This window comes from Acidihalobacter yilgarnensis (genome assembly GCF_001753245.1).
Lineage (GTDB): Bacteria > Pseudomonadota > Gammaproteobacteria > DSM-5130 > Acidihalobacteraceae > Acidihalobacter > Acidihalobacter yilgarnensis.
This window is the reverse complement of record NZ_CP017415.1, coordinates 3,204,541-3,229,085: the sequence shown is the minus strand read 5'-3', so window position 1 is coordinate 3,229,085 and position 24,545 is coordinate 3,204,541. Positions and strand designations below refer to the sequence as shown.

General features: G+C 64.8%; 27 protein-coding genes and 1 riboswitch. Of the genes, 16 read left to right on the top strand and 11 right to left on the bottom strand.

What is annotated here, in order from left to right:
• Window positions 1–90: 90 nt before the first annotated feature.
• A complete protein-coding gene (locus BI364_RS15560; protein WP_070079512.1) occupies window positions 91–1,200 on the bottom strand; it encodes a flavin monoamine oxidase family protein in 1,110 nt (369 codons plus the stop codon).
• Between the two features lie 119 nt (window positions 1,201–1,319).
• Here BI364_RS15560 and BI364_RS17655 point away from each other — a divergent pair, with 119 nt between their 5' ends.
• From BI364_RS17655 to BI364_RS15520, 10 genes are all read left to right on the top strand, one after another.
• Entirely contained in the window at window positions 1,320–1,616 is a 297-nt protein-coding gene (locus BI364_RS17655) for a TetR/AcrR family transcriptional regulator (RefSeq protein WP_083251459.1), read from the top strand.
• A 9-nt stretch (window positions 1,617–1,625) separates the two neighbouring features.
• Window positions 1,626–1,820: a TetR family transcriptional regulator C-terminal domain-containing protein gene (locus BI364_RS17650; protein WP_083251458.1), complete on the top strand. Its 195-nt coding sequence runs from the start codon at window positions 1,626–1,628 to the stop codon at window positions 1,818–1,820.
• A gap of 178 nt (window positions 1,821–1,998) precedes the next feature.
• Window positions 1,999–3,153, top strand: a complete 1,155-nt coding sequence (locus BI364_RS15550; RefSeq protein WP_070079511.1) for an iron-containing alcohol dehydrogenase — start codon at window positions 1,999–2,001, stop codon at window positions 3,151–3,153.
• Window positions 3,150–4,199, top strand: a complete 1,050-nt coding sequence (locus BI364_RS15545; protein WP_070079510.1) for an NADP-dependent oxidoreductase — start codon at window positions 3,150–3,152, stop codon at window positions 4,197–4,199. The genes BI364_RS15550 and BI364_RS15545 overlap by 4 nt, the downstream gene beginning before the upstream one ends.
• A gap of 91 nt (window positions 4,200–4,290) precedes the next feature.
• Complete coding sequence (locus tag BI364_RS15540) at window positions 4,291–5,040, top strand: (Fe-S)-binding protein (RefSeq protein WP_197495748.1); 750 nt, start codon at window positions 4,291–4,293, stop codon at window positions 5,038–5,040.
• Complete coding sequence (locus tag BI364_RS15535) at window positions 5,030–6,403, top strand: LutB/LldF family L-lactate oxidation iron-sulfur protein (protein WP_070079509.1); 1,374 nt, start codon at window positions 5,030–5,032, stop codon at window positions 6,401–6,403. The genes BI364_RS15540 and BI364_RS15535 overlap by 11 nt, the downstream gene beginning before the upstream one ends.
• Window positions 6,400–7,209, top strand: coding sequence for a LutC/YkgG family protein (locus BI364_RS18810; RefSeq protein WP_233279537.1), 810 nt, complete (start codon window positions 6,400–6,402; stop codon window positions 7,207–7,209). Before BI364_RS15535 ends, BI364_RS18810 begins: the two co-directional genes overlap by 4 nt.
• On the top strand, window positions 7,094–7,387 hold the full coding sequence (locus BI364_RS15530; protein WP_233279536.1) for a DMT family transporter: 294 nt from the start codon (window positions 7,094–7,096) through the stop codon (window positions 7,385–7,387). Before BI364_RS18810 ends, BI364_RS15530 begins: the two co-directional genes overlap by 116 nt.
• Window positions 7,384–8,448 (top strand): HAF repeat-containing protein, encoded by a 1,065-nt coding sequence (locus BI364_RS15525; RefSeq protein ID WP_070079507.1) that lies wholly within the window; start codon window positions 7,384–7,386, stop codon window positions 8,446–8,448. Before BI364_RS15530 ends, BI364_RS15525 begins: the two co-directional genes overlap by 4 nt.
• A gap of 107 nt (window positions 8,449–8,555) precedes the next feature.
• Window positions 8,556–9,152, top strand: coding sequence for a DJ-1/PfpI family protein (locus BI364_RS15520; protein WP_070080144.1), 597 nt, complete (start codon window positions 8,556–8,558; stop codon window positions 9,150–9,152).
• 74 nt (window positions 9,153–9,226) lie between these two features.
• Here the strand turns inward: BI364_RS15520 and BI364_RS15515 are convergent, their stop codons facing one another.
• The 3 genes from BI364_RS15515 to BI364_RS15505 all read right to left on the bottom strand — a co-directional run bounded on the left by BI364_RS15515 (window position 9,227) and on the right by BI364_RS15505 (window position 11,352).
• Window positions 9,227–9,880: a LysE family translocator gene (locus BI364_RS15515; protein WP_070080143.1), complete on the bottom strand. Its 654-nt coding sequence runs from the start codon at window positions 9,878–9,880 to the stop codon at window positions 9,227–9,229.
• Window positions 9,881–9,882: 2 nt separating this feature from the next.
• The gene (locus BI364_RS15510) at window positions 9,883–10,653 is read right to left on the bottom strand and encodes a 2OG-Fe(II) oxygenase (RefSeq protein WP_070079506.1); all 771 of its coding nucleotides are present in this window, start codon (window positions 10,651–10,653) and stop codon (window positions 9,883–9,885) included.
• 66 nt (window positions 10,654–10,719) lie between these two features.
• Complete coding sequence (locus BI364_RS15505) at window positions 10,720–11,352, bottom strand: alanyl-tRNA editing protein (protein WP_070080142.1); 633 nt, start codon at window positions 11,350–11,352, stop codon at window positions 10,720–10,722.
• Between the two features lie 89 nt (window positions 11,353–11,441).
• Here BI364_RS15505 and BI364_RS15500 point away from each other — a divergent pair, with 89 nt between their 5' ends.
• The 4 genes from BI364_RS15500 (at window position 11,442) to BI364_RS15485 (ending at window position 15,405) form a co-directional block, all read left to right on the top strand.
• The gene (locus BI364_RS15500) at window positions 11,442–12,416 is read left to right on the top strand and encodes a LysR family transcriptional regulator (RefSeq protein WP_070079505.1); all 975 of its coding nucleotides are present in this window, start codon (window positions 11,442–11,444) and stop codon (window positions 12,414–12,416) included.
• A 170-nt stretch (window positions 12,417–12,586) separates the two neighbouring features.
• Entirely contained in the window at window positions 12,587–13,510 is a 924-nt protein-coding gene (locus BI364_RS15495; protein WP_070079504.1) for a DMT family transporter, read from the top strand.
• Window positions 13,511–13,585: 75 nt separating this feature from the next.
• Window positions 13,586–14,173 (top strand): hydrolase, encoded by a 588-nt coding sequence (locus BI364_RS15490; RefSeq protein WP_070079503.1) that lies wholly within the window; start codon window positions 13,586–13,588, stop codon window positions 14,171–14,173.
• 23 nt (window positions 14,174–14,196) lie between these two features.
• Window positions 14,197–15,405, top strand: a complete 1,209-nt coding sequence (locus BI364_RS15485) for an MFS transporter (protein WP_156782801.1) — start codon at window positions 14,197–14,199, stop codon at window positions 15,403–15,405.
• Between the two features lie 7 nt (window positions 15,406–15,412).
• Here the strand turns inward: BI364_RS15485 and BI364_RS18095 are convergent, their stop codons facing one another.
• From BI364_RS18095 to BI364_RS15455, 6 genes are all read right to left on the bottom strand, one after another.
• Window positions 15,413–16,612 carry an insulinase family protein gene (locus BI364_RS18095; RefSeq protein WP_070079501.1) on the bottom strand — a complete coding sequence of 400 codons (1,200 nt, stop codon included), beginning with the start codon at window positions 16,610–16,612 and terminating at the stop codon, window positions 15,413–15,415.
• Window positions 16,613–16,682: 70 nt separating this feature from the next.
• Window positions 16,683–17,636, bottom strand: a complete 954-nt coding sequence (locus BI364_RS15475) for a HoxN/HupN/NixA family nickel/cobalt transporter (protein ID WP_156782799.1) — start codon at window positions 17,634–17,636, stop codon at window positions 16,683–16,685.
• Window positions 17,637–17,729: 93 nt separating this feature from the next.
• Window positions 17,730–18,920, bottom strand: a complete 1,191-nt coding sequence (locus BI364_RS15470) for an agmatinase family protein (RefSeq protein ID WP_156782798.1) — start codon at window positions 18,918–18,920, stop codon at window positions 17,730–17,732.
• Window positions 18,921–18,922: 2 nt separating this feature from the next.
• On the bottom strand, window positions 18,923–19,801 hold the full coding sequence (locus BI364_RS15465; RefSeq protein WP_070079499.1) for an ABC transporter ATP-binding protein: 879 nt from the start codon (window positions 19,799–19,801) through the stop codon (window positions 18,923–18,925).
• Window positions 19,802–19,811: 10 nt separating this feature from the next.
• A complete protein-coding gene (locus BI364_RS15460; RefSeq protein ID WP_070079498.1) occupies window positions 19,812–20,693 on the bottom strand; it encodes an ABC transporter permease in 882 nt (293 codons plus the stop codon).
• 52 nt (window positions 20,694–20,745) lie between these two features.
• On the bottom strand, window positions 20,746–21,726 hold the full coding sequence (locus BI364_RS15455; protein WP_070079497.1) for an ABC transporter substrate-binding protein: 981 nt from the start codon (window positions 21,724–21,726) through the stop codon (window positions 20,746–20,748).
• A 107-nt stretch (window positions 21,727–21,833) separates the two neighbouring features.
• A riboswitch (guanidine-I (ykkC/yxkD leader) is annotated at window positions 21,834–21,933 on the bottom strand.
• A gap of 267 nt (window positions 21,934–22,200) precedes the next feature.
• Here BI364_RS15455 and BI364_RS15450 point away from each other — a divergent pair.
• Together BI364_RS15450 and BI364_RS15445 are read left to right on the top strand one after the other, a co-directional pair.
• The gene (locus BI364_RS15450) at window positions 22,201–22,824 is read left to right on the top strand and encodes a class I SAM-dependent methyltransferase (RefSeq protein ID WP_070079496.1); all 624 of its coding nucleotides are present in this window, start codon (window positions 22,201–22,203) and stop codon (window positions 22,822–22,824) included.
• 339 nt (window positions 22,825–23,163) lie between these two features.
• On the top strand, window positions 23,164–23,565 hold the full coding sequence (locus BI364_RS15445; protein ID WP_070079495.1) for a glutaredoxin family protein: 402 nt from the start codon (window positions 23,164–23,166) through the stop codon (window positions 23,563–23,565).
• A 250-nt stretch (window positions 23,566–23,815) separates the two neighbouring features.
• Here BI364_RS15445 and BI364_RS15440 read toward each other — a convergent pair whose 3' ends face one another.
• Window positions 23,816–24,538 (bottom strand): SDR family oxidoreductase, encoded by a 723-nt coding sequence (locus tag BI364_RS15440; RefSeq protein ID WP_197495747.1) that lies wholly within the window; start codon window positions 24,536–24,538, stop codon window positions 23,816–23,818.
• Between the last annotated feature and the right edge of the window lie 7 nt (window positions 24,539–24,545).

Genomic DNA, 24,545 nt, shown 5'->3' with positions numbered 1-24,545 from the left:
TGACGGTTCTCGGGTGCATCATCCGAATCATTGAGAGAAGGAGCCGTGACGTTAGGCTGCGGGTCGTATGATGAGGAGGAGTTGAGGGGCTTATTGGGTGTTGAGGTCATCGAGTAGCGCGAGCACTTCTACGCCCGCTTCGACTGCACCCTCAAGATAGCCACCGTTGCGTTCGGCGGATTCGGTGCCCGCGAATAGTAGGCGCCCGTCCCACAGCGAGCGGCCGAGGCCGCCCAGGCCGTAGTCGGGGTGTCCGGGCGGGGGGACTTCATCTGCAGGGGTCGCGGTTAGGGGCGATTCACTCCAGTCCTTGATCAGGCATTCAATAGGTGTGCGGGCCTGCGGGCCGAACAGACGTTCGAGCTGATCGAGCCCGCGGGCGATCAATGCCTCGTGACCGAGTGCGCGGCGTGCGGCCGCCGGCACGCCGTAGAACCCGAACAATGCGTGGGGACCGCCTTCGTGCGGCGAGGCGTCGTAGATTTCGGTCAGCGGCCCACGTCGACTGAAGGCCTCGCCGGATAACCCTTGTTCGCGCCAGAAAGGGTGTTCGTAAAGGGCCACGAGCTTGGCGTGCGCGGCCATCCAGGTGGGGGTCGAGGTCAGGTGTTTTTGCAAGGAGGATGGCAGGGGCGGCTCGAAGGTGATTTCCGAGGCGATCAGGCGTGGCGGCAAGGCCAGCACGACCCGGCGCGCCTGCCGGATCGCGGTGCCAGTGGCGTCGCGATGGTGTATCGCCACGCCGCCGCCAGCGATGGCCTCGATGCGGGTCGCGGTGTGCCCGAGTAGCATTCGTCCAGCTGGCAGGCTGGCGCATAGCGCTTCGATCAAGCGACCGGCGCCACCTGCGATTCGCCGCGATTCGCCGTGCGGCGACTGGCCTTCCATGCGCTGCGGTTCGGCTTGCGACGCGTCCTCATACAGTCCCGCGCCCTCGATCGCCTGCGCAAACAGCGGTAGATCGAGCGCCTGGATCAGCTCGTCCATCAGGGGTTGGAAGTGAGGCCATACCCATGCCGGGCCGAGGTCGAAGCGGGCATCTGCCGTCGCTGCCAGTCGTGTCGGCGCTCGACTGAGGATACGCCCGCCGGCCCGTTCGCGGGCTTCTAGAACGGTGAAGTCCGCGCCGGCAAGCGCCAATGCCCGTGCGATGTACAGGCCGCTGAGGCCGGCACCGATGATCACGCAGTCCTGTTGCATACGGGGTGTCCCGGCTAGTGGGTCGAGCCGCTTACTTTACTTTACGGCATGCCAAGGCGTTGTAAAACGTCACGAACCGCCGGTTTTATTCCTAGACGACCGGTCGTATTGTGCGTTGTATGTCACGACCCAAGCGCAGTCACGGTAATCGGGAGCGCCTGCTTGAACGCGGGCTGGCCAGCCTATGTGAAACCGGATATCACGGAACCGGCCTGCAGAATATGTTGACTGCGGAAGCCGTGCCCAAGGGGTCGTTTTATCACTACTCCCCCAGTAAGGATGCCTTTGCGGCGGAGAGCATTGGCCATTACGCCGAGGGTGTGTTTGCAGACTGGGATGCTTACTTCGCCCGCGCCGGCGATGATGCCCTGGCTGCTCTGCGCGGGTATTTTCGAGCGCGCGTCTTGGCCTTGTAGGCCAACGGCCTGCGTGGCTGTCTGATCGGCAATCTCGCCGCCGAGCTGGGAGGCGCGAGCCCAGACTGTCGGACGCGCATGGCTGAATCCGTGGCCGAGTGGCGGGTGCGTGTCGCGCTGCAGATTTCCCGTGCGCAGTGGCAGGGCACGGTCCGGCGCGATCGGGATGCGGCGGTACTGGCAGCCTACTTGTGGGATGTCTGACAAGGCGGTTTGCTCGCCATGAAGCTCGCACCATCAACCGATGGTCTGACACAGGCGATCGATATGACCCTGGACGATGTCTTCGCGCCACGCGACTGACACCCATCGTCCATCCATCCGGACGTCGTCACCGACGACGTCGATCCATTCGTGTCTAATCCGGCCAAGGGAGGTCAGCATGCAGAATTTCACCTTTTACAATCCGACTCGGATTCTATTCGGAAAGGGCAAAATTGCAGGTATCGCCGACGAAATTCCCGCGGGTAGCCGGGTATTGATGACCTATGGTGGCGGCAGTATCAGGACCAACGGCGTTTACGACCAGGTGATGGCCGCACTCGCCGGATTCACCGTATTCGAGTTCGGCGGGATTGAGGCAAATCCCCGCTTTGAGACGCTGATGCGCGCGGTTGAACGATGCCGCGAGGACTCCATCGACTTCCTGCTCGCCGTCGGCGGTGGTTCGGTGATCGACGGCACCAAGTTCATTGCCGCGGCCCGCTACCACGAAGGCGATGCCTGGGCACTGTTGTCCGAACAGGCACCGATCAAGCGCGCGCTGCCGCTGGCCTCGGTGCTGACCTTGCCCGCGACCGGCTCGGAAATGAATGCCGGTGGTGTGATCACCCGCGAGGCCACGCATGAAAAACTGCCTTTCCGCAGTCCGCTGCTTTACCCGCGCTTTTCGGTGCTGGATCCATCCACGACCTTCACGTTGCCACTGCGGCAGGTCGCCAATGGCGTGGTCGATGCCTTTACCCACACCGTCGAGCAATATCTGACCTATCCGGTCAATGCGCCGCTGCAGGATCGCTTCGCGGAAGGTCTGCTGCAGACGTTGATCGAAGAGGGCCCCAAGGCGCTGGCGCAGCTTGATGATTACGACGCTCGCGCGAATGTGATGTGGTGCGCCACCCTGGCGCTCAACGGGCTGATCGGAGCCGGTGTGCCGCAGGATTGGACAACGCACATGATCGGCCATGAGCTTACCGCGCTGCACGGGCTCGATCACGCACAGACGCTGGCCATCGTGCTGCCGGGCACGCTGCGGCGTCGGCGTGTCGCCAAGCGGGACAAACTGGTGCAGTACGGCCGGCGTGTCTGGGGTATCGATGCGACCGACGAAGAGGTGGTGATCGATCAGGCCATTGAGCGCACCCGGCACTTCTTTGAATCGATGAACGTCAAGACCCGTCTGTCCGACTACGGCATCGGCCGCGAGGCCATTCCGCCGCTGCTGGAGGGACTCGAACGCCACGGCATGATTAGACTCGGCGGGCATGCCGACGTGACCCCGGACATCAGCCGCGAGATTCTGGAGCTGTGCGCATGAGCGCGGCCGACCCGGTAACGAATCGCCGGATCGTGCTGGCGCGGCGTCCCGTCGGCATGCCAGTGCCCGAGGATTTCCGCTTGGAGAACGGGCCGGTGCCAGAGCCCGAGGCGGGCGAGATGCTGTGCCGCACGCTGTACCTGTCGGTCGATCCCTACATGCGCGGGCGGATGAACGACGGCCCGTCCTACGCGCCGGGGGTGGGCTTGGGCGAGGTCATGGTCGGCGGCAGCGTGAGCCGGGTTGTGAGCTCGCGGCTCGATGGCTACGCGCCCGGCGATCTCGTGGCCGGCTTCAACGGTTGGCAGGATTACGCGCTTTCAAACGGCGAACGTATCCGCCGCGTCGACCCGGCCGTGGCCCCGCCGCAGGCCTTTCTCGGTACGCTGGGCATGACGGGCTTGACTGCCTACGTGGGGCTGCTCGACATTGCCGATCCGCAACCCGGCGAGACGGTGGCGGTGGCCGCGGCGGCGGGTGCGGTGGGCTCGATGGTGGTTCAGTTCGCAGCGTTGCGCGGGTGTCGGGTGGTCGCGATCGCGGGTTCTGCCGACAAATGCGCCTACGCTCGCGATGAACTCGGCGCGGATGTCGCGCTGGATTATCACGACCTGCACTTCCCCGAGGCGCTGGAGGCGGCTTGCCCGCAGGGTATTGACGTCTATTTCGAGAACGTCGGCGGTGCCGTGCTCGAAGCCGTACTGCCGCTGCTCAATCTCGGCGCGCGCGTACCCGTGTGCGGTCAGATCGCACATTACAATGACACGGCCCCCGCGACAGGCCCGGATCGCTTGCCACGCTTCGTGATGAGCGTGCTCGCGCGACGGTTGCGCGTGCAGGGTTTCATCGTCGGCGATCATCTGGGCCGACTGGCGGATTTCAACCGCGATGTCGGTCAGTGGCTGCGCGAGGGCCGAATCCACCACCGTGAGGATGTCGTCGACGGTCTGGAAAATGCCCCGGAGGCCTTTATCGATCTGCTCCGCGGGGGTAATCTCGGTAAGCGTCTGATTCGCGTGGCGCCGGAGGATGCGACCACGGTTTGAGGCGCGTCGCGACGGCATCTGAGTCCGCCAAGCACAACGAGAGAGGCTGCATGAGCTGTCAGGTCGTCGCGTTTCCATGGCCCTGCCGCGCGTGCGGCGGCAGTCTTTGAGCGCCGCCCTGCGCGTCGCCCTGTTTCCTTCCTGCATGGCGGAGGGTTTCTATCCGCGTGCGGTCGAGGACGCCCGCTGGTTGTTGCGTGCCGCCGGCGCGGAGGTGACGACGCCGACGGCGGCTACCTGCTGCGGCCAACCGGCCTACAGCACCGGTCACCACGCGGATGCACGCGCGATGATGCGGCAGTGCCTCGACGCCTTCGACGGTGCTGATTACGTGGTCCTGCCTTCCGGCAGCTGCGCCAGCATGTTGCGGTGTTTCGCCCCTGGGCTGATGGCCGGCTCGGACGCGGCGCCGGCAGCCGACGCGCTCGCCACTCGCAGCTACGAACTGGCACAATTTCTCGACGACGTGGTGGGCTGGCATCCGCCTTCGGATTCGCTGGCAGGCCGACGGCTGGTGGTGCACCACGGTTGCCATGCTTTGCGCGAGCTGCGCGCGGCCGGTGCCGCCGAAAACCTGTTGCGCGCCGCCGGGGCGGAACTCCTGTCCTGGCCAGCGCAGCACGAATGCTGCGGCTTCGGCGGCGCCTTCGCGGTGAAGATGCCAGAGGTGTCCGCCGCCATGGCCGATCGCAAGCTGGATACGTTGCCAGCGGCGGAGCTGCTGGTCAGCGCCGACCCCGGCTGCCTGTTGCAGCTCGCCGGGCGAGCCGCCGCTACCGGCCGTTCGTTGCCGGTCCGACATCTGGCCAGCGTGCTGCGGGAGGCCGCCGATGGCGCATGAGTCACGCATCGATTACCGTGCGAACGCGAATGCCATTCTGCGCGACACCCCCGGTGTACGCGAGGCCGTCACCCGCGCCACGACGCATTTCGACGCCAATCGCGAACAGGCCTACGGCGAGATCGACGAGGTTGCGCTGCGCGACTGGGCGGCCGGCCTGCGCCGACACGTGCTCGCCAATCTGGATCGTTATCTGAGTCAGGCGGAGGAAAATCTGACCGCTCACGGCGTCGAAGTACACTGGGCGGATGACGCCGACGAGGCGCTCGCGGTGCTTGAAACCCTGGTGCGACGCCACGAGGTCCGGCGCGTGGTCAAGGGCAAGAGCATGCTCTCCGAGGAGATCGGCACCAACGCGGCGCTTGCGCGCCAGGGCGTCGAGGTGTTCGAGACCGATCTCGGCGAATACATCATCCAGCTCGCCGGCGAGCATCCCAGTCACATCATCGCCCCGGCGATTCACCGTTCCGTTGAGGACATCGCGGAGCAATTCGAGGCCCAGCTCGGCACCGCCCGCGACGCCGATCCAGACGCGCTTGCCGCCGCGGCGCGTGAACGTTTGCGCGAGGCCTTTCTCTCCGCTGACATGGGTATCACCGGCGCCAATTTTGTGGTCGCCGACACGGGTACCGTGGCGCTGGTCGAGAATGAAGGCAACATCCGTATCAGCACCTCGATTCCGCGCGTACATGTGGCCTTTGTCGGTATCGAGAAAGTGGTGCCGCGGCTTGCCGATCTCGGTAGCCTGTTGCCGTTGATTAGCCGCGCGGCCACTGGCCAGCGGCTCGGCAACTACGTCAGCCTGATTTCCGGCCCGCGCCGCGCCGACGAACCGGATGGCCCCGAGGCGGTGCACGTGGTTTTTGTCGACAACGGCCGCAGTGCGCTGCTCGGTGATTTGGAGCAGGGTGAGGCGCTGGCCTGCATCCGCTGCGGTGCCTGCCTCAACACCTGCCCGGTGTTCCGCCAGACCGGTGGGCACCCCTATCAATGGGCCTATTCCGGGCCCATCGGTGCGGTGTTGGCGCCAGCGTTGCTCGGTCTTGAACGCGCCTGGATGCTGCCGCAGGCCTCGACTCTGTGCGGTGCCTGCGAGGACGTTTGCCCGGTCCGCATCCCACTGCCGCGGATGCTGGTCACCTGGCGTCAGCGCGCGGCCGATGCCGGACTCGGCTTCACCGGCGAAACGATGGCGATCAAGGCCTATCGTTGGGTCGCAACGCACCCTGGTTTGTTCCATCGCACGATGCGTATGCTGGGCGGGCCGCTGGGTCATGCCCTCGGCGGCGCGCCGGTGCTCACGGAATGGACGCGTTTCCGCGTACTGCCGCCAGCGGATAACGCCGAGAGAGACAAAAAATGAAACCCACAATGCTGGCGCGTATCCGCGAGGCGGCAGCGCGCCGTCCCGACCCCGGTCTGATGTCGCCGCCACCGCGACCATCCGTCGCCGACGCGCGCGCGCTGCTCGAGCGCCGCTTCGGCGACAACGGTATCGAATGGTTGGTATTCGCCGACGAAACAGCAGCGCGCGACTGGTTGACCGGATTCGCGGTCGATTTCGAGAGCGCCGCGGTCAGTCAATGGGTGCCGGAGAGTCTGGCGCCGCCGCTGCCCACCGCGCCGCCGGAGACTGCCGCGCTCGGTGTCAGCCGCGCGCGCCTGGCAGTGGCCGAGTCGGGCACGCTGATTTTGGACGCCCGTGAGGGCCGGCGCACGCATCTGTTGCCGCCGACGCACCTGATCTGGTTGGCAACCGGCGACGTGGTTGCGGACCTGCCCTCGGCACTCGCGCGCCTGGGCGGCGCGTTGCCCTCGGCGGTCGGTTTGCACTCGGGGCCCTCGCGCTCCGCCGACATCGGCGGGGTGCTGGTTCAGGGCGTGCACGGCCCCGGTCGCGTGATGGTAGTCATGCTGCCCTCTATTTCCCCGCCCCCGCGCTCGGGTAAGCTCAGCCCACTTCGGGGCGGCAAGGCCGTTCCCGCCGATCCGGAATTCGAGCGGGCATCATCGTATGGCCTATGTGTATTTGTTGGTGGCGATCATCAGCGAGGTGATTGCCACTACCGCCCTCAAGAGCGCGGCGGGTTTCACCCGTCCGCTGCCCAGCGCGATCGTGGTGCTCGGCTACGGCACCGCGTTCTATTGCCTGAGCCTGGTGCTGCGTAGCCTGCCGGTAAGCATCACCTACGCCATCTGGTCCGGGCTCGGCATCGTGCTGGTGACCCTGGCGGGCGCGCTGGTCTATAAGCAGATTCCCGATCTGGCGGCCTGGATCGGCATGGGGCTGATCATCGCCGGGGTGCTCGTCATTAATCTCTATTCCCGTACTGTGGTGCATCCATGAACCCATGCAGACTACTACCTCCCGCGTCCGCCATCGTTTTGCTGGCCGGCCTGCTGTTCGGCCTCGCCGCCCAGGCTGACGCGCGCTACCGTATCACCGATCTCGACCTACTGCCCGGCGGGCATGGCAGTCAGGCCACGGCCATCAACGCGCGCGGCGAGGCCGCCGGCTCTGCGGTCAACCGGCACGGAGTGCTGCATGCCGTGCGCTGGCGTCTCCGTCGCGAGGTACAGGATCTGGGGCTGCTGCCGGGGGCGCACAACGCCCGCGCCTTCGGCATCAACGTGCGCGGCGAGGTGATCGGGGAAATGGGCATGCGCACTGGCGTGGAGCAGGCCTTTCTGTGGCGGCCGCGTTACGGGTTGCGCGCCCTGGGCACCCTGGGTGGGCGTAACAGCGTTGGCTTCGGCATTAATGCCGTCGGCGAAATCACCGGTACCGCCGATACCCGCAAAGGGCGGGGCCATGCCTTCCTGTGGCGACCGGGACGTGGCATGCGCGATCTCGGCACGCTCGGCGGGCATAGCAGCGACGGCATTGCGATCAATGATCGCAATGAAATCGTCGGCCAGTCGACGACACGATCCGGCACAATGCGGGCCTTCATCTGGACATTGCAGCGCGGCATGACCGATCTCGGCACCCTGGGTGGGCGCAACAGTAATGCCACAGCGATCGACAGCCGCGGTGCGATCACTGGCGCCGCCGAAACCTCGGCCCATGTCATGCACGCCTTCCTGTGGACGCCGGACGCTGGGATGCGCGACCTCGGCACACTCGGCGGCACCAGTACCGGTCTTGGCGTCAACGAGTGGGACGAGGTGGTCGGTATGTCCATGACCGGCAAGGGTGCGATGCGCGCCTTTCTGTGGACCTCGACGACGGGTATGCGGCCACTCGACGCGCTGATTCCGAAGGGCAGTGGCTGGACGCTGGTGATGGCCAACGCGATCAATGCGCGCGGACAGATCGTGGGCGTGGGTCGCTACCATGGCGAGGAACACGCCTTTCTGCTGACGCCGCGCCCCGAATATCGGCAGGCGACCGACCGCGCACGCTGAAATGGCATGCCGCCATTACGGCCGGGATGCGCAAAACCAGTTCGGCGGCGCGGGGCACGGTGCCGGATACAAGTGGAGACGGCGGACGTAGGCGGGGGGATAAGGCTTTGCATGCGGCTATCCTGTTGTTCGATGAGGTCGAGGTACTCGACTTCGCCGGTCCGTTCGAGGTGCTGTCCACCGCCTCGCGGCTGGCGCTGCGCGATGGTCAGCCAGCGCCCTTCGAGGTCTTTACGGTTGCCGAGACGGCCGCGCCGGTGCGTGCGCGCGGCGGCTTGCAGGTGAACCCCGACCACGCGCTCGCGCAATGTCCGTCCCCGACGTTGCTGCTAGTGCCAGGCGGCGACGTCAGCGGCGCCCTGCAGCGCCCCGCGCTGATCGACTGGATCGCCCGTACGGGCGCACAGGCCAAACTGACGGCCTCGGTCTGCACCGGCGCCTTCCTGCTGGCCGAGGCCGGCCTGCTGCGCGGTCGCCGGGTGACCACGCATTGGGAGGATTTGGGCGACTTGCGAGATGCCTACCCGGATCTCGATGTCGTGCCGGGCGTGCGTTGGGTTGATGCCGGCGACCGCGTCACCTCCGCAGGCATCACCGCAGGGATCGATATGAGCCTGCACCTCGTCGCCCGGCTGGCCGGCGAGCCATTGGCGCTGAGAACCGCGCGGCAGATGGACTTCGAGTGGCGCCGCGAGGGGGAGTGAGTGCGGCAGGTGAGCCGCACGGGCCATTCTGACGATGGCGCCGCGAGGCTCGGGTTTTGCGCGCCACGACCCACCTACAGCGAAAGCATTAGTTTGCCGGCGAAGACGATGAGGATGGCGCCCATGGTGCGTTCGAACCAGGGGCCCATGCGCTCGAATACCTGCCGTGTGCGCGGGTGGGTGAAGAAAATACTGACGAATACGAACCACAGGGCATTGACGGCGCACATCCAGAGACCGAACAGGATCTGGATTTTCATGGGCGTGCCGGGGTTGATCACCGTCGTGAAAATGGCGAGGAAAAATAGCGTGGCCTTCGGGTTGGTGGCGTTGGTGAGAAATCCGATCCAAAAGGCTTTTTTGATGCTCTGCGCGGGGTGCTGCGTCATGTCCGTGCCGGAAGCCGATAATTCGGGGATCGATTGGATCGGGCTGGCGTGGCTCCGGAGCATTTTGAAACCCAAATACACGATATAAAGCCCACCGACGATTTTGGCAGTGCCCAGCAGCCACGGCGTGGTGTGAATGAGGGCGCCCACGCCGATCAGGGTATACAGCACGTGCAAAGAAATACCCGCACCAATGCCGATGGCCGTGACAATCCCGGCCAGCCGTCCGAAGCGTATGCTTTGGCGCACGGTGATCACGAAATCGGGGCCGGGAATGACGACGGCCATGAAGTGAATTGTCGCCAGCGTGATGAATTCATTCAGATAGTTGATATGCATGTTCAGCTCCATACGACGAGCGGCGCCGTCGGACCGCGATAACCGATAAAACACGATAAACTCAGGCGCGACTGGTGCCGGCCAGGCGTTACGGCGTGCATTCTTGTCGAGTCGAAAATGATCAGATCACCGGGTTCCGGCCGCACCTCGACGTCAGGGTGGCCGAGTACGTCCGGGTGTATGCCGTAGCAATCGCCACGGATTCCGTCGAATTCGTCGGGCGTGAGAAATCGATCCCAGATTTGCAGGGCGCCGCCCTCATCGGGCATTTTCAGATAGATATTGCAGGCCAGTTGCGCCCGCAGGCTCCGCGCCTCCTCGGTGCCTGGCGCATCCTTTTCAAGGATGTCGTGGTGGGCGAGGAAATGGATGCCGGGCTCGACGATCCTGGAGAGCCCGACGTGCATTTTCCTGCCGTACAGGCTGGCGAGATTTGCGCCGACTGGCCATAGCTCGTCGAGCATGCAGCGGAGCGTGTCCATGGGTGAGAGATAGGGCGCGCATTTCTCGCGAAGTTCGTGAATACCCCTCACGGCATCATCGAAATATTTTTCCATGAGCCCGCGTTTTCTTTCCGTTTCGTAAAAGGCCATGCCGATGCGCCCAATGCTCGGCGCGTTGATGTACCGGGAAAAACCCTTGCCCAGAATTTTTTCGCCGAGCAGCACGGCGAGTTCTTGAGGGATGTATTGTCTGATGACCGCTGCAGTATCCGTTCCGTCGACCAGTCGTTTAAGCAGGGGCAGATCGAGTGTGCTGTTCTCGTTAAGCATGGCGCCTCCGGTGGATCGTGTGGATCTGAGCGCGGCGGCTGACGGTTTTTTTGTCTGTGCTTGTTTTTATGCCCGCACGTCGTATGCGATGGTGGTGCTGCCCTTCGAGTGTTTGATGCCGCGCAGCACGATCTCGCCGATTTCACCGGTCGAGGTGACATGCGTGCCACCGCAGGGGAAAGGTTGCAGGCCACCGAAGCCGATCGTGCGGAAGCCGTCCGCATCGACCACCACTTGTCTTGGGAGGTTCTGGCGGACCAACCCGTGCAGGCGTTCCTGCAAGGCCGTTTCGTCTAGCGTCTGCGCGTGGTCGCCGGCCTTGAAGGTCACGCTGGCCTTGTCCTGCGCATGATTGGCCTTGATTGGACGCCAACCGAGCAGGGCACCGAGATTGCCGATGAGGTGGCCCGCCGAGTGCAGCCGAGAATGTAGGTGCCGGAGTACCTCGTCGATCCGGGTCTCGACGTTGCCTGGGGTCACAGGCGTTTCCGCGTGGTGGATGATTACGTCCTGTTCCTGGGTGACGTGCTGTATCCGGGCATCGGCGATCCACCCCTGGTCGGCGGGTTGTCCGCCGCCCTGCGGGTGAAATAGGGTTTCGCGCAGGATGATCCGGTACGCGCCATCGTTACCGCTGCAGGAGAGTACGCGGGCGCTGGAGGCCGATTGGTCACTGAGGAAATATTTGCGTAGGGTCATGGCCATCGGGTCGCGGTTGATGCGCCAACGAGTATATCGACCGCTCCTTAAGCTGATAACATGGCCATTTCTCAAATGACTGTTGCGCCATGAGCAATAATCTTCCGATTTCGTTATTGGGTGAAATGGCCATTTTCGTCCGGGTCGTGGAACGCGGCAGTTTTACGGGCGCGGCACGCGAGCTCGGGATGTCGACCTCGTCCGTGAGTCGCAGCATTTCAAGGCTTGAGCGCGCGCTGGGCACGAAGTTGTTGCAGCGCACGACCCGTCGCCTGCGTCTGAGCGAGAGCGGTCAGGCCATCCACGAGCGCTGTCTGGATATGATGAGCGCAGCTCGGTCGATCGTGTCGATCAGCGAGGAGTACGGGCGTGAGGTCAGTGGTTCGATACGGGTGAGCGCGCCGAAGGCGATCGGCCGGGTGCTGATCCACCCGCACATCCTGCGTTTTCTCGACACCTATACCAAGGCCGACGTTCGCCTCGTGCTGGATGACCGCCATGTGGATTTGATCGACGGCGATGTCGACATGGTGTTGCGGGTGACGGACCGGCCTCCGCCGGGGCTGGCCGGCCGACGTCTATCGAAGATCGAGCACGCGATTTGTGCGACGCCGCAGTATCTGGCCAAGCACGGCACGCCGACGCACCCGCGCGACCTCGTCGAGCACAGCTGTCTGTGCCTGGGTGAAATGCCCGGCGACGCGCGCTGGCGGTTCAAGTGTGGCGACGAAGCGGTAACGGTCAACGTACGCGGTCGCTATTGGGCCAACCATACGGAGGTCCGCCTCGAAGGCGTGCAGGCGCATCTGGGCATTGGCAGCCTGCCTTTTTTTACCGCACGACGCGCGTTGCACCGTGGCGAAATCGTGCGCGTGCTGCCCGAATGGGAATTCATCACGGGCTACTGCGGCGATCTCTGGCTGCTGTACACGCCAACCCGCTACATGCCGCTCAAATTCCGGGTATTCATCGACCATCTGGCGGCGGGCCTGGAGCACGAGCCGGCATTGGACATGACCGAGCCAGCCGGGACGAATGCTCAGGCGAATCCCGGGTCCGTATGACCGTGCGTGAGCGTACGGTGGTGGGGAGATGGGCGTCTGGCGGGTCATCGAGCGCCACCTGCTGACCCAGCTTCAGGATCGGGATGGGTAGACGTTGGGTGGACTGTCTGAACCGCGCGCAGAACCCCGCGGCGCGCCTGTTGTCTGATGGCGGAATAGGAGATTGACGCATGGAAGACGAGGCGACGCGAACCCGCCGGGCAACCGCTGGTTATGCGCTTGCCTTGCTCGCGACAGTGGTGTGGTCGGGCAATTTTTTGGTGGTGCGCGGTCTTTCGGATGCACTATCGCCAGTCAGTCTCGCCTTCTGGCGCTGGGTGGTGGCGATCGCGGTACTGGCACCCTTCAGCTGGCGGGGCCTGCGCGAGGACTGGCCTGCGCTGCGCGCTCACGGGCGCTATCTTGCGCTGACTTCGCTGCTTGGGGTGAGCGTCTTCAACACCGCGATCTATGTCGCCGGGCGCACGGTGGCGGCGGTCGATCTGTCGATCATCGCGGCCAGTTCGCCGGTGTTTGTGATCCTGCTGACGCGGGTGTTCCACCGCGAACCTCTGGGCTCAGGCCGCCTCGCGGGCGTGGCGCTATCCCTAGGTGGCGTGATCTGGCTGGTCACCGATGGCCAGCCGGAGCACCTGTTGCATCTGGCGCTGGGGTCTGGCGATCTGGTGATGCTGGGGGCAGCCCTGAGCTTCGCCGGCTATACCCTGCTGGTTCGGCAGCGGCCGGCGGGTGTGCGGTTGCAGAGCTTCGCGTTGAGCAGCTTCGTGCTCGGGCTTGTGTTTCTCACGCCGATCTACCTCTGGTCCGCGTGGGATTTGCCCGCCCGGATACCGGATACGCCGGTGCTGCTGGCGATTCTCTACGTGGGCGTGTTTGCCTCGGTGGTCGCTTATTTGGCCTGGAACGCGGCCATTGCGCGCATCGGCCCCTCGCGCGCGGCGGTGGTTTATTACGCCATCCCGGTGTTCAGTGGACTCGGCGGCTGGCTGCTGCTCGACGAGCCGATTAGTGCCGCGGACGCCGTCAGTGCGATCCTGATCGTCGCTGGCATCGTGATGGCCAATCGGCAGGGTCGTGAGATGCGCCGCTGTTGATTCCGTACCGTCCAGAAACGTATCGACGCGTCCTCGGCAGTGAGGCTTGGAGCGCCAAAGACAGGAGTGAACGTCATGAACGAAGATCTGCAACTGGAATCCGCACGCAGCGCGGTGATTGCCATCGACCTGCAACGCGGCATCGTGGGGATGGACACCGTGCCCCACGTACCTGGGGTGGTCGTCGAGCGCTGCGCGCGCCTGCTGGCAGCAGCGCGCGAAGCCGATGCCACACGCGTGTTGGTCCACGTCGGTGGTGGTGCCGACGGACGCGATCGCTTGAGTCCCGACGCCGACCAGCCGATGCCGGCCGGCCCGCCGCCAGCGGGTTTTTCCGATCTGGTGCACGAGGTTGGTCCCGAGGCTGGTGATGTGGTGATCTTCAAGCGCCAGTGGGGCGCCTTTTATGGCACCGATCTCGATCTGCAGTTGCGTCGCCGCGGCATCGACACCCTGATCCTCTGCGGCATCGCCACCGAATTTGGCGTCGAAAGCACCGCGCGCGACGCCTATGAGCGCGGTTATCGACTGATCTTCGTATCCGACGCGATGACGGGACGTACGCAGGAGAGCCACGACAACGCTTTGCGACGCATTTTTCCGCGCATTGGTCGGGTGCGTGAGACGGCTACCGTGCTCGACGCGCTGGCGACCGCGCACTGAGCGCGCACACGCCGCGCGGTACCTTGTGGCGGCTGACCCCGGTTGCCTTGATGGGTGGATTGGGTGCCGGGCTGGTGTTCCCGATCCTGCCGGCGCTGGGTCCGCAGCTCGGCATCTCCGGCTTCATGATCGGGTTGATTCTCTCGGCCAACCGCATCACCCGTCTCGCCTTCGACGCCCCGGCAGGCCATCTCATCGACCGACTGGGTGGCCGCGGGCCGATCACCTTTGGTTTGCTCATTGAGGGGATCGGCATTCTGTGCTTCAGTCTGGCGCTACGCGTGGGCCCGGCCGCTGGTTGGCTGTTGTTCGGTCGCGCCATCTTCGGAATCGGCTCGGCCCTGCTGATGGTCGGCATCCAGGCCACTGCGCTGGGCGTTTCCACGCGCCAGGATCGTGGACGCAAGATGGCCAGCGTGCGTATCGCCATGAGCTTGGGAGCGCCGATGGGCATGGCACTCGGCGGACTGTTAGCCGAACGCTATTCCAACGACACCGCCTTTCTCGTCGGCGCGGCGAGCACCTTTGTGGCGGCGGCGATTGCCGCACGCCTGATCCCGCAGGTGCCACACAGTGTGCGGGTGCCCGCGTCGCACGAGGGCCTGATGACGCGTCTGCGCGCGCTGGCCGCGCTGCCGGCTTTCCCGTTCATGGCCACCGCCTGGGGTTTCAACCTGCTGATCTTCCTGAGTGTGCAGGGTGTGATGCTGGCTACCCTGGTGCTGCTGGTGCAGGCGCGGCACATTGAGTTGTTCGGACTGGCCAACCAGGGCAGTGCAGGACTCGCCATGGGTGTGATGATGGGGGGTGCCTCGCTCGCGGGATTGGCCCTCGGGCGGATCATCGACCGCCTGCACCTGCGCAGTAGCCTGCTGATTCCTGCGCTGACGGGGCTGGCGGCTGGCTTCATGGTGCTCGCATTCGCGCACGGTACCGACATGTTATTGGTCGGCGTGCTGCTGATTGGAGGCACCTTTAATGGAGTGAGCTTGCCGCTGCTGGCCCTGCTGGGCGATGTGACGCCGCCGGCTGCCTATGGGCGCGCGATGGGGATGTACCAGATTTTCGGCGATATCGGCGGTAGCCTCGGACCGATGGTCGGCATCGAGCTTTTTTTGCGCTTCGGGGCGGAGACGGTTTATCTCGCGCTGGGCATGCTGATTTTGTCGAGTCTGAGTGCCGCGTTCTGGGTGCGCCGGCGCGAGGGTGTTTGGTGCGGGCGTGCCGGTTGAGTGAGCGTTAAGTCGGCGCCTGTCGCGACAGGGCGGGCGCCGCGCCGGTGACGAAGCGCGCGTGGCGTGCCCAGGCGTTGGCCAGCGCCGCGCGTACGGCGTCGGGTGCCGGGCGCGCCGGTGGTGCGGGAGCGCTCGGCGTGCCGAGCAGGCCGCTAAGTGCCAGATGCTCCGCGCACATAGCCGGGTCGTCGCCGGCGAGCAGCGATTCGCAGGCCAGTGCGGACCAGGCGGCAGCCAGCATATCGGGTGCCAGCCCACTCGTGGCTGCGTTCAGCGTCGTCTCCACGATCCCGGCCACGGCGGTCGCCATCGCCGGGAGGCAAACGACCTGCAAGGCCCAATAACCGCCCGTGCCGCGTTCGTCACGCATGGAGTGAAGGCCATAGGCCAGCCCGCGTGCGCGCAGGGTGCGAAATAGGGGGGCGGAAAGCCCGCCGCACAGGGCGCGTTCGGCCAGTGCGAGTGCGCTTGCCTCCGTCGTCCCACGCCGCGGAGCCGGCATCAGCCAGAGCAGCCCCGGTGGGCCGCCGTCGGCCAGTGCCTCGCGCAGTCCGCTGCGCCAGTGCAGAGCGGAATCGGTTGCCGTCGATGCGTTTGTGGATGTGGGCAATTCGCCGAGGGCGGCGCAGGCGGCCACGGCTTCGGCATGCGTCAAATCGCCGGCCACGCCCACACACAACGCGTCGCCGCGCAGCTCGCGGGCGATGAAGCGGCGCAGTGCCTCTGGTGTGGCGTGCGCCAGCGTGTCGGCCGGAGGGCAGGGGGGCGGTCTGCCGAGGCAGCGGGCGTGGGCCTGTTCCAGCGCCGTATCGCCTTCGGCGAAGCGCTCGCGCCGGATGGCCTCGCGCTCGCGTTGAAAATCGTCCTCAATGACCACGTCTGTGCCGAGCGCGAGACGCCGTGACAATCGGCCGATGGCCTCGGATAGTCGCGCCATCGAGGTGTGGGCGTGAAACACGCTGTATTCGTGATTACTCCAGGCATTGACGCGTCCGCCCATGGCGTCGAAGGCGGCCAGATCGTCCGGGTCGTCGGGGAATAACAGATGCTCCGCGAGGTGCGCGAGCCCTGCTTCCCCAGCGCCCTCGGCATGCGCGCCGCCGCCCCAGGCGATGGCCGCCGCGGCGCTCGCGCGGCCAGGCTGGTGCAGACTGACTACGCGCACGCCATTGGCCAGCCGACTGACCTCAGGTGCCGGGTTCACATGCGTGCCGTCGCCAGGGCGCGGCGGTAATAGGCGAAGGCCAGCGCCCAGCCAGCCAGCATGATGACCGTCACGGCGATGCCGATTTGGCTGAAGTCCAGCGTCTCCAATGCACCCCACAGCCCGTGGTGTAGCCCCAGCGCGGGGCCAGCAATTGCAGCCATTCGATCGATCCGATGGTCAGCGCGAGCAGCACGGAAAGCCCGGTCAATGCCGTGTTGAAGTAGAGCTTGCGTTCGGCATCGGCCAGCGCCCAGTCGTAGGCGCGCAGCATGACGATACCGTCCAGGGTATCCATCAGGCTCATCGCCGCGGTGAACAGCAACGGGAACACCATCACACCCCACAGCGGCAGGTGGCCGTTCTGCGCGGCGGCGGCCGAGATGCCAAGGATGGCGATCTCGCTGGCGGTGTCGAAGCCCAGGCCAAACAGCAGGCCGACGGGATACATCTTCCAGCTGCGGTCGATGTGCCGGTAGACGCCGCGCAGCAGCCGCGCGAACAGCCCTCGGCGCTGCAGCAGCGATTCCAGTTCGGCGTCGCTCGGCGCGGGTTCGCCCCAGCGACGGCGCGCGCGGAAGGCGCGCCACAGGCGCGAAAACACGAACAGATTAATCAGGCCGATCAGGGTGAGAAAGGCGGCCGAGACCAGCGTACCCACCAGTCCGCCCCAGTGTTGCAGCATCGGTAGCTGCGCCTGCGTGGCACGCACCGCCAGCACCAGCGCCGCGGACAGGCCGAAAACCACCGTGGAGTGGCCGAGGGAGAAGAACAGGCCGACGCCCAACGGCCGCTGGCCCTCGTGGCGCAGCTTGCGGGTGACGTTGTCGATGGCCGCGATGTGATCGGCGTCGAAGGCGTGACGCAGGCCGAAGCCATAGGCCAGCGCGCCGATGCCGAGCAGCGCCGCATCGGTGGTGGCGAGCCCGGCCAGCAGGCCCCAGGCCAGCAGATTGAGGGCGATCAGCAGCGTGCCGATGATCCAGGATGGCCGCGCCGGGCGCGGCATCGTCGTGGCAGACATGTGGTGCTCCTTGTGTCCGGTCCGCTCGTTGATCCGGCCACCCGCGCCCGGGCGGGTGACCGGATCAAGCCTATACCGCAATCTCGCGTCAGGCTATTCGCCCCAGCCGCGGATGATGTGGCGGTGGCTACCCATCTTGCCGTGCGCGACCAGCGTGCCGAGCACGTCGACGATCGCGCGGGTGGCCATCAGCGAGGTGATGTCGGAAATGTCGTAGGGCGGAGAGACCTCGACCACCTCCATGCCGCAGATGCCCTCCTTGGCCACCGCGCCGAGCAGATAGAGGATTTCGCGCGGCAGGAAGCCGCCCGGTTCGGGCCAGCCGGTGCCGGGCACGAAGCCGGCGTCGACGCTGTCGATGTCGAAGCTCAGATAGACCGCATCGGCATCCTTCCAGGCGTACTCCAGGGCAATCTCGGCGACCTTGTCGAGGCCAAGGCGTTCCACGTCGTGCATGGTGATGATGGTGGTCTCGCGGTTGCGCGCCTCCTTGACCGCCTCGCGCGGGACCTGCCAGCCGCCGATGCCGATCTGCACCAGGTTGGTCGCCGGTACGTTGGGCAGATTGGTGGCGTGGAACCACGGCGTGGTGTGCATGCGCTCGTCGAGATCCTTTTCCTGGATGTCGGCGTGGCGGTCGAAGTGGATGATGCCGATGCGCTTGTCGGTCTGACGGGCGATGCCGCGCACGGTGGCGAAGCCAATGGAGTGGTCGCCACCGAGGATGATCGGCATGGCACCGCTGGCGAACACATGGCCGACCGCGTTGCTGATCTGGTCGAAGGTCTTTTCGATATTGGCGGGAATGGTGAAGATATCGCCGACATCGCACATGTTCATCTGTTCGCGCAGATCCACGCCGATTTCGTAGTTGTAAGGCGTATAAAGCGCCGAGATGCGGCGAATGCCCTGCGGCCCGAAGCGTGCGCCGGGTCGGTAGGTGGTGCCGCCGTCGAAGGGAGCGCCGATGATCGCGGCGTCGTACTTGCCCACGTCGCGCACGTCTTCCACGTAGGGCGCCTTCATGAAGGTATTGATACCCGCAAAGTGCGGCAGCTCGCCGCGCGCGAAGGTTGGGATCGTTTTGTCGTCGAGGCTCTCGGCGCCGGGCAGACCCAGGCGTAGGCAGCGTTCCTGTTCGGCCTGCCAGGCCACGTCGGGAAGGTCCGCTTCGTGGTGCGCCATCTTCCAGCCCTGCAGGCCGGAACGGTCGAACGAGGGGTGGTGACGGTGACCCGTAGCGGGACGGGCGAACCCAGGTTGACGGGGTTTTTTGACGTACATGCTCAGTCTCCTTGGTTCGTTTGGGCGGTATTGCGCAGGTGCCGGGTCATGCGTTCGAGCATTTCCAGGTCGCGCTGGACGCCGGTGGTTTGCCGGATACGATCGAGGATCGTCTTTTTCTGCGCGAGGAAATCCGGCGCGAGCTTGAGATCCTGGTTTCGCTCCAGCGGGGGTGGCAGGTCGATGTCGTAGATCGAATCGACGTGGCCGGGATTGGGGGCGAGCACGACCACGCGGTCGGCGAGATAGATCGCCTCGTCGACGTCGTGGGTGACGAATACGATGGTGGTCTTCTCCAGTTCGAAGACGTGCAGGATGAGGTCGTGCATAACCTCGCGGGTCTGCGCGTCCAGCGCCCCGAAGGGTTCGTCCATCAGCAGGACTTCCGGGCGTGACATCAGTGCGCGGGCAATGGCCACGCGCTGGCGCATGCCGCCGGAGAGCGCGTTGGGGTAGCTGTTCTTGACCTTCTCCAGACCCATCAGCGCGAGCAGGGCATAGGATCGGTCGACCGCCGAGGCGGCGTCGGCCGTGCTCGCGTCGCGCACGTGCGCATCGAGCTGGCGACAGAAGCGGATGTTTTCGATCACGGTCAGCCAGGGATAGAGGCTGTAGTCCTGAAACACCATCACGCGGTCCTTGCCGGGGCCGTGGATGGGTTGACCGTCGATCCGTATCTCGCCCTCGGTGAGGGTTTCCAGCCCGCCGATGATGCGCAGCAGGGTCGATTTGCCGCAGCCGGAGGCGCCGACCAGGGCGAGGAACTCGTTGGGGCGCACGTCGAGGTCGATGGCATCGAGCGCATGAAACGCGCGCTCGCGGGTGATGAAGTGCTTGCCGAGGCCGCGCACGGCGATCTTGGGTGTGCTCGCGTGTGTCATGTGTGGCGCCTCAGGCACGGTGCAGCCAGGGGAAAGCCCGGCGGTGCAGTAGGCGGAACAGCTGATCCATGATCAGACCGATGGTGCCGATCAGCAGAATGCCGCCGAAGATCTTGCCGGTCTGCAGGAAGCGCTGCGCCTGCAGGATGGCGTATCCCAGGCCGGAATTGGCGGCGACCATTTCGGCCACCACCAGATAGGTCCAGGCCCAGCCGAGGGTCACGCGCAGGGTGTCGACGATGTCGGGCAGGGCCGAGCGGAAGATCACGCGCGAAACGATTTCGCCGCGATTCGCGCCCATGGTCTGTGCTGCCTCGATCTGCGCGGCGGGCACGTGGCGCACGTTCTCGGAAATCATCAGCACCATCTGAAAGAAGGTGCCGATCCAGATGATGCTGATCTTGGCACCCTCGCCGATGCCCACCCACAGCAGGACCAGCGGCACGAAGGCCACCGCGGGCAGGTAGCGTGCGAATTCGACCATGGGTTCGAAGAAGGCCTGCACCGGCCTGAAGCTACCGATGTACAGGCCGAGCGGGATGGCCATCGCCGCCGAGAGCACGAAGCCCGCGGTGACGCGGAAGATGCTGATCTGGGTGTCGTTGATCAGGTTGCCTTGCCCGTACCACTGGGCCAGACGGTGAACCACCTGCGGTGGCGACGGCAGGAAGAGTTGTGGCACCCACCCGCTGTCGGACAATCCCCACCAGCTGCCAAGCATCAGCAGAAAGCTGAACAGGGCGATGGAGACATATTGCCAGCGCGGCAGGTCGCCGCGGACGGCCCACAGGCCGTCCCCCTTCGCGACGGGACGGGTCGCCTTTCCGGCCGACGGTGCCGTCGCCAGCGCGGCGGGTGTCGGCGTCAGGCTGGTTTCTCGTATCGCGCTCATGTCTATACCTCGCTTGGAGAATGGGACGCTGGGGCCGCGAAGGGGGTCGGACTCACTTCGACGCGTGTTCGACCAGGCTCGGGTCGATGAACATCGCGGGCTCCGGCATCTTGGAGATGGCCCCGGCCTTGATCAGGAACTTCGCCGTGTCGGGCGTGCTGTTGTACAGCGATACCGGCGAGTGCCCTGGCTTCATCGCTTCGCGGTTCAGCTTGGCGCCAAACAAGCGGGTGCCCGCCAGCGACAGGGCATACTCCTTGGGCTGCAGGCCCACGTGCGGCGCCATGATCTTCGCCGCGGCCTCCGGGTGCGCGTGCACGAAACGGACCACCGCGAACCAGGCCTTGACCATGCCCTCGAAGTCCTTGCGATGCGCCTTGATCGCCGCCTCGCGAGCAACCACGAGATCAGGGATCAGGCCGGGCGCGTCCTTACTGGTGAACAGGGGGTGGCCCTTGTGGCTGTTCGTGATGCGATTGATCCAGGGATTCCACACGCCGGCGCCGTCGATGCGACCGGAGATCAGCGCGGCGGCGGCGTCGCCAGTGCTCATGTTGACGATCTTCACGTCCTTCTGGGTCATGCCGTGACGGTGCAGCGCGGTGTCGGCCAGGTAGTTCTCGATCGAATACTGTTCGAGGCCGATGGTCTTGCCCTTAAGGTCGGCGAAAGTCTTGATGCTGTTGCTCACCATCAGCGCGTCGTTGCCGGCCGAATTGTCGGTGACCAGGATGGTCTTGAGCGGCAGACCTTTTTCCAGCGGGGCCAACGTATCGATGAGGGCCTGGCTGTTGGCGTCGAGCTGCCCGGCGGACAGGGCGTTGACCGAGTCGATGTAGTTCGGGAACCAGACCAGCTTCACGTGCGCGTCGTACTTCTTGAAGTAACCCTTTTCCTGAGCGATGTACCAGGCCACCCAGCCCGGCCAGTCGCTGATGCCGAGCGTGATTTCGGCGCGCGCGGTGGACATGAATATCACCGGCGCGAGCAGGGCGAGCATCAAGGTGGCGATCAGTTTCTTGCTGCGTTTCATGACAATCACTCTCCGTGTTGGGGCACCCCTGGGGGTGCCGAAGCGGGGTGCCCGTGCCGACACCCGCGCGAAAAAAAGCCCGAGGAGTGAATACGTGTGCGTATTCGCTCTCCCGGGCTTTTATCCCGCCGTGTAGCCCCGCATCCGGGGCCGGCCACTCTCGGTCCAGTCCCCGGTGGTCCGGGCGGAACCCTAGTCGCCTTGAATGCTATGTCGTCTATGGCTTGTCTGTGCGGCTGGCTCCGTATGCCTTGAATGCCTTGTCATCGGTAAAGCATGAATGGTGCCAATGCGGCCATGCTGTATGAGCGCGGCTTTGTCGCCGGTATTCGTATGCCGTATTCGGGAATCGGGGCGCCCGATATGCCTTATCGGGGTGCACGCCGGGTCGATCCGCCCCCGAGCAGTGCGCGACGCCGGTCTGGGCACGCGGCATAATTAGACGCACCCGACACGCACGGACAAGGAGGGCAGATGGATCGCAAGAGGCATTGGGAACAGGTCTACCGTGACAAGTCACCGCTGGAGGTGAGCTGGTATCAGGCCGAGCCAGCGCTGTCGCTGGCGTTGATTGAGGCCACGGGTTGCCCGCACGATGCGGCGATCATCGACGTCGGCGGCGGCGCATCGGTGCTGGTCGACCGCCTGCTTGAGGCGGGATACCAGCATCCGGCCGTGCTCGATCTTGCCGGTGCCGCGCTTGAACATGCCCGACGCCGGCTCGGCGCGTGCGCCGACGCGGTCGAATGGTTCGAGGCCGACGTGACCACGTTTGATCCGCCGCACGCCTTCGACCTCTGGCACGACCGCGCCGTGTTCCACTTTCTCACCGAGGCCGACGACCGCCGCCGCTACCGCGACACGTTGTTGCGCGCGCTGTGCCCCGGCGGCCACTTGATCCTCGCCGCCTTCGCCGTCGGCGGCCCCGAACGCTGCAGTGGGCTGGAGGTGGTGCAGTACGATGTCGACCGCGTCCTCGCCCTGTTCGGAGACGACTTCGATCTGATTGAAATGCGCGAAGAATCCCACCAGACCCCCGGCGGCGCGGCACAGCGCTTCGGTTACTTCCGCCTCGTCCGGCGCGGCCCCGCGAGCTGATGGGTCGAATAGGATTGTCGCGACAGAACCGGCCGAGGGTGCAGCCGGCAGCGTGTCCGCGCAGCGGTATGTCGAAGGCGTCTTCGACAAAATACCTGGCCGTCACCGTGCGAGACCGTCAGCGCGCCGCGTACCGGCCCCTCGACACGGAAGCGCGGCTACGCCTGATACTGAAGGTCGGCTTTGTATCCGCCGACAGCCGGCGCAATGGTAATTCGACCCACGCCTGATCTGCGTGCTGCGCCGATGCTGAGCGGGGTCGCCGCCGATCTCCGGGGCCGTGGTGGACTTGCGTGACCGACCCGGTAAACTGGCTCGTTTTACATCAAGAGCTGGCCCATGAGACCCCTAATCCGATTCTTCTTCAGAACCGTCCGTTTAGTGTTGACGCCATTCGTCATCACCATCGACCGCATGACCACCCCCAAGGGCATCGACCGCCCGGCCGACGTGCAGGCGAAGATCGACGAAGAAACCCGTGCGCTCACGCTGTACCACTTCCGCTCCTGCCCGTTCTGCATCAAGACCCGCCGCGCCATGAAGCGGATGTCGTTGAACATCGAATTGCGCGACACCCAGCACGACCCCGAAAACCGCGAAGCGCTGCATCGTGGCGGTGGCGAGATCAAGGTGCCCTGCCTGCGCATCGAGGAGACGGATGGCGAGGTGCGCTGGATGTACGAATCGGACGCCATCATCGAATATCTCACCCGGCGCTTCGCGCCCAGCCAAGCAGCCTAACGCGGTCGTTCGGGCCTCGCCGATTCCGAAGCCTCGCGCCCGGAATCGGCAAGTGTTGGGAGATTAATCTGAATGACGACACCGCGTGATTTGCGGGGTCTGCGGTCGATGCTGTGCAACCAGTTGTGTCCTGCGTTGATGGTCGGTGTCCGTAGTGAAGCCATTAACCATGGCTTGAAAGCGCCTAAGAGCCCGTGGCGATTCACATCACCAATGTATTGGAAATATCGAGGCTCTAGAACGTATTGCATCAGACAAGCCGACCGCCACCGTCGATATGTAAGACCTCGCCATTCATGTAGCCATTGGTAAGCAGAAATATGATCGCGTCAGCGACCTCTTCCGGAGTTCCGACGCGACCGACAGGTAAAGACTTCGTTGCCGCTCGAAAAATCCCGGCTCGGATGTCAGCTCCAAGACTATCGAATAAGGCGGTGTCAATCAGACCAGGGGCAATAACATTGACCCTGATAGGACTCAGTTCGAGTGCAAGCGACTGCGCTAGTGCTTCGATGCCGCGTACTGCCATCGCGGTGAGTGCTGTTCCTTGACCTGTGGGGCGATCCGAATATTGTCCACCCGTTAACACGATTGATCCTTGAAACGACATCAGCGGCAAGGCTGCCTTGATAACGTAAAGCGCTCCCGCGATACGCTCGTCGACTGCCCGTAACAGACGATCCGGATCTGACTCAGCGACAAGCCCTGCCTGAAGGCTACCGGCAGTGATGACCAGATGGTCTATCGGCGACATGTTTGCGAAAACCGTCTCAATCTGAGTGCGGTCGCTGATATCGGCAACGCCTGTTCTTGCGCCTCCGATGTCCTTCGATGCCAGTTCCAGTCGCTCGGCATTGCGACCGATGAGCGTCGCAGAGGCGCCCCTCGCTTTGGCGGTAGCAGCGGTCGCTAAGCCGATACCTGCACTACCGCCGACTATGACGATATGGGTGTCAGTAAGGGGTTGCGTCAAGCATGAG